This window comes from Rhizobacter sp. P3_B12 (assembly GCF_056402895.1).
This window is the reverse complement of record NZ_JBFUGN010000562.1, coordinates 1-4,043: the sequence shown is the minus strand read 5'-3', so window position 1 is coordinate 4,043 and position 4,043 is coordinate 1. Positions and strand designations below refer to the sequence as shown.

Here is a 4,043-nt window from a genome sequence, read left to right as displayed (position 1 = left end):
GCGACGACATCAGGAACACGTCGGCGGCCGCGAGCAGCTCGGCCACGTCGTTGCGGAAGCCGAGGAACTCGACGCGAGACGCCACGCCGAGCGAGGCGGCCAGCGCCTCGAGGGCGGGGCGGTCGGGGCCGTCGCCGACCAGCTGCAGCCGTGCATCGGGCCGCGAAGCCGCGACGCGCGCGAACGCACGAATCATCATCGCGTGGTTCTTCACCGCCGCCATGCGCCCGACGGTGATGAAGGTGGTGCCGCGGCGCTCGCCCTGCAGCGAGACGCGTTCGTCGATGCCGTTGTGCACCGTCTCGACGCGGCGCGCATCGATGCCGATGTTCTCGACGACGTAGCTCTGGATCGAATGCGAGACCGTCACGATGCGCTGGTGCCAGCGCGCCGCGAAGCGTTCCAGGCGATGGCGCAGCGCGAGCTTCAGGCGCGGGATGAACCGGCGGCCGTAGTCCTGGTAGTTGCCGTGCACCGTGTGGACGAGCGGCACGCCGGCGAGCCGGGCGGCGAGCGCCGATTCGAGGTAGACGCCCCACAGGTGCGAATGCATCACGTCGAAGCCCTGCTCGCGCACCAGGCGTGCGAGGCGCCACGGCACGGTCAGGTCGTTGCCTTCGCCCTTGCCGAGCGAGAACACCTGCACGCCGTCGCCCAGGCGCTGGGCCAGTTCGCCGCTGTGCTTCACGCAGCAGACGGCGGGCTGGCAACGGCCCTTGGTGGCGGCGACGAGGTCGACGACGACCTTCTCGGCGCCGCCGAAGTCCAGCGTTTCGATGACGTGCAGGACCTTCATGGTCCGCTGGCCGTCAGCATCCGTTCGCCCTGAGCTTGTCGAAGGGTCGGACTGAGCCTGTCGAAGGCCGGTTGACGCTGCACCGGCTCCTGTGCCGTGCTGCGGCAACAACCCTTCGACACGGGCCCTCGACAAGCTCGGTCCCTGCTCAGGGCGAACGGTTGATCGGCTCATGCTGCCACCTCTTCCCGCAGCGAAGACGACTTCACCGCTTCGTTCCGACACAGCCGCTCGATCTGCTGGTACATCTCCCAGGCCGTCACGTAGTGCAGCGAGAACCCCGGCCGGTCGCGGAAGCGCTTTTCCAGTTCGGTCCACATGCGCTGCATGCCGCCGTCGAGCAAGGCCCCCGCGGTGCGTTCCTCGGCCCCGTGCGTGTGCACCTTGATGAACAAGTGGTTCTCCGCGCCCTCGATGCCGATGGCCGCCTGCTCCCACAGCGCGATGCGCGCCGCCGTCGGCAAGGCATCGGCCGAGATCTCGCTCGATTCGATGCGCGGCATGATGCCGGCCTTGCGGTCGCTCCAGTTCAGTGCCAGCGGGCCCTGCACCATCAACAACTCCTTGCCCTGCAGCCACTCGCCCACGCGCGCGTCGCGGCCATGGTCGTGCGATTTGCAGCAGCCCGCTTCGCCATGCGCGAAGTAGATCGAGTTGATCTTGCTCGTCTGCGTGTCGCTCGGTGCCGACGGCAGCGTCATGTCCATGCGGCAACCGGTCTCGTGCAGCACGTCGAGCTCGTTGTTCACGCCGCACCAGCGGCCGTCCGGGCGCGAGTTGTCCAGCGCCCAGTTGCCATGGATGAAGGCGTACAGCACCTGGCCCGTCACCGGGTCCCTGCGCAGCAGGCCATGCCGCTCGTTCAGCAGGCTGGTGAACCCGGTCAGCGTCCTGCGCAGGTTCTCGGCCGTGTCGTTGTCGTGGTGCAGGTGCACCTCCACGTCGCCGAAACCGCGCTTGCACAGGTCGGCCAGCTGGTCGAGGATCACCTCGTCGTACTCCTCCTCGGGGTAGAAGAACGAATGCTGCGGATGCCGGCCGTTGCTGTCGGTGTGCTCCGACGCGATCTTCGGGTAGCGGTCCATCCAGCGGTCGACGCGCGTGCGCGCCGTCGCAAGATCGGGCTTGTGCCAGAACGGCTCGTAGTGATCGGCGAAGCAGAAGTGCACATGCGTATGCGGCGCGCTGCGCCCGCGCAGCCTTCGCGGCCACTGCTTCAGGTAGCTCGTGATCCACAGATCCATGTGGCGCGAACGCAGCAGGCGCCAGAACACGCCGGCACCGCCCGCAACGAGGATGAGCAGGAGGATCGCGACGATCATCGTTGTGCCTTTCGCCAGCTCGTGCCCTGCCTGCCGGTCACGAAACGCACGAAGCCCAGCAGCGCAGCCAGGTTCATCGTGCAGAAATAGAACGGCACGTACAGCGCCGTCGGCAGCGGCCCGCGGCGCAGGCGCCGCCAGCCGGCCCACGCGGTGCCGTAGAACAGCAGCTGCAAGGCCACCAGCACCTGGTACGCGACGACGCCGTTCGCCGCCAGCCACAGCGAGCCGATCGCGATCGCCACCAGGAACAGCGGCACCAGGTAGCGCAGCACCTTGTGCGACAGGTACGCGAGCGCGAACCACGACAGCGGCGGCAGCAGCCGGCGCCATTGCTGCGCGATGGTCTGGAAGCCGCCCGCCACCATGCGCACCTTCACGAAGAAGTCGTCCTCGATGCGGATCGACGCGTACTCGGTCGAGCGCGCCGCCGGCTCGTACAGGATGCGCTTGCGCTGGTCGACGATGTCGAAGGTGATCTGCGCGTCATCATTGATGATGTGCTCGGCGATCGGCCGCCACAGCCCCCGGCGCATCGCGAAGATCTCGCCGTCGGCATTGGTGATCGAGCCGATCCGCCCCTCGGCCAGCTTGATCGCCGATTCATAGCGCCAGTACAGGCCGTCGCCGACGCTGCTCTCGCGGTCGCCGGCCTCGCGGATCTGCTTGACGCCGCACACACCGCCCACCGCCGGGTCGGCGAAGTGCCGCACCAGCGCCTTCAGCGCATCGCGGTTGAAATCGTTGTTGGCGTCGGAGAACACCACGATCTCGCCGGTGGCGGCCGCGACACCGCGGTTCAGCGCCGCCGTCTTGCCGCGCCGCGGCGCCTGGTGCATCGAGACCGCGCCGCGATCGGCGTAGCGCGAGACGATCTGCGGCGTGCTGTCGCTCGAACCGTCGGACACGACGATCAGCTCGATCGGGTGCGGGTAGTCGAGCTCCAGCGAGTTGAGGATCTTGCCCTCGATCACGCGCTCCTCGTTGTACGCGGCGATCAGCAGCGTGACGCGCGGCCATTGGGTACCGTCCTCGGTCGGATATTCGGCCGCAGCACCGCGCCCGCGCCAGCGCGCGATCAGCAGCACCAGCGCCGGGTACACCGCGTAGTGATAGAGCACCGCAGCGATGCTCAGCAGGACGATCAGTTTCATCACGAAGCCATTCTCGAATTCTTCAACCCAGCGGCCGCACCGCCGCACGCTGCGCCGGCGCGGGCGGCAGCACGCTGGCCAGTGCCGCCGGCGCCGGCGAGCGCACCAGCAGCTCGATGCAGCTCTCGATCAACGCGTTCAGCTCGGCACTGGCCTGCGTGGACCACTGGCCGTGCCAGCGGCAGCCGATGTGGTGCACGACGACCAGCGCCCGCAGCACCGGCACCAGCCGCTCCGGCAGCCGCGTCGCCCGCCAGTAGTCGGCCTCGACGGCCAGCTCGTTCGGGCTCACGCGGCCGGTCAGCAGCGCGCGCGCGGCCTGCAGCCAGCTCTCGCCGCCCAGCATGCGGTTGTACGTCAACAGGTAGGCCATGTCGATGTAGGGCAGGCCGCACAGCATCGCATGTTCCCAGTCGATCACGCCGGTGATCTCGCAGGTCTGCGGGTCGTACATCACGTTCTCGATCTTGAAGTCGCCGTGGCTGCAGACGTCCAGCCACACATGGCCGAGTACGTGCTCGCGCATGTGCCGCCCGAGCCGCCGCAGCGCCGGCTCGGCGTGCGGGTTGCGCAGCACCGCCGAATCGAAGATCGGCTGCAGGCTGGTCTCCCAGGCCTCCTCGTCCATCACGCGCTTCACGCAGGTCACCTCGTGCAGCGCCAGCAGGAAGCGCTGCGCGGTGCGCGTCACGCGGTCGAGCCCCGGCACCAGCGCATCGGCGGTCACGCCGCGCATGTGCTGCAGCACGAAGCAGTCGTTGCCGTCGAGCT

4 protein-coding genes are annotated in these 4,043 nt (G+C 68.4%); all 4 read right to left on the bottom strand.

All coding sequences use genetic code 11. The features are described 5' to 3' along the window. Window positions 1-796 (bottom strand): glycosyltransferase (locus tag AC1D01_RS23655; protein ID WP_477870673.1); only part of this gene is annotated, 796 nt, incomplete at its 3' end. Between the two features lie 170 nt (window positions 797-966). Then, window positions 967-2,118 carry a hypothetical protein gene (locus tag AC1D01_RS23650; RefSeq protein ID WP_477870671.1) on the bottom strand — a complete coding sequence of 384 codons (1,152 nt, stop codon included), beginning with the start codon at window positions 2,116-2,118 and terminating at the stop codon, window positions 967-969. Continuing rightward, window positions 2,115-3,272 (bottom strand): glycosyltransferase family 2 protein, encoded by a 1,158-nt coding sequence (locus tag AC1D01_RS23645; protein WP_477870669.1) that lies wholly within the window; start codon window positions 3,270-3,272, stop codon window positions 2,115-2,117. The genes AC1D01_RS23650 and AC1D01_RS23645 overlap by 4 nt, the downstream gene beginning before the upstream one ends. Window positions 3,273-3,294: 22 nt before the next feature. Next, window positions 3,295-4,043, bottom strand: a 749-nt coding sequence (locus AC1D01_RS23640; protein WP_477870667.1) for a phosphotransferase family protein, incomplete at its 5' end; no start/stop codon positions are given.

Coding starts and splice junctions, on each gene's coding strand:
- AC1D01_RS23650 (WP_477870671.1), bottom strand. CDS start 2,118: ATGATCGTCGCGATCCTCCTGCTCATCCTCGTTGCGGGCGGTGCCGGC.
- AC1D01_RS23645 (WP_477870669.1), bottom strand. CDS start 3,272: ATGAAACTGATCGTCCTGCTGAGCATCGCTGCGGTGCTCTATCACTAC.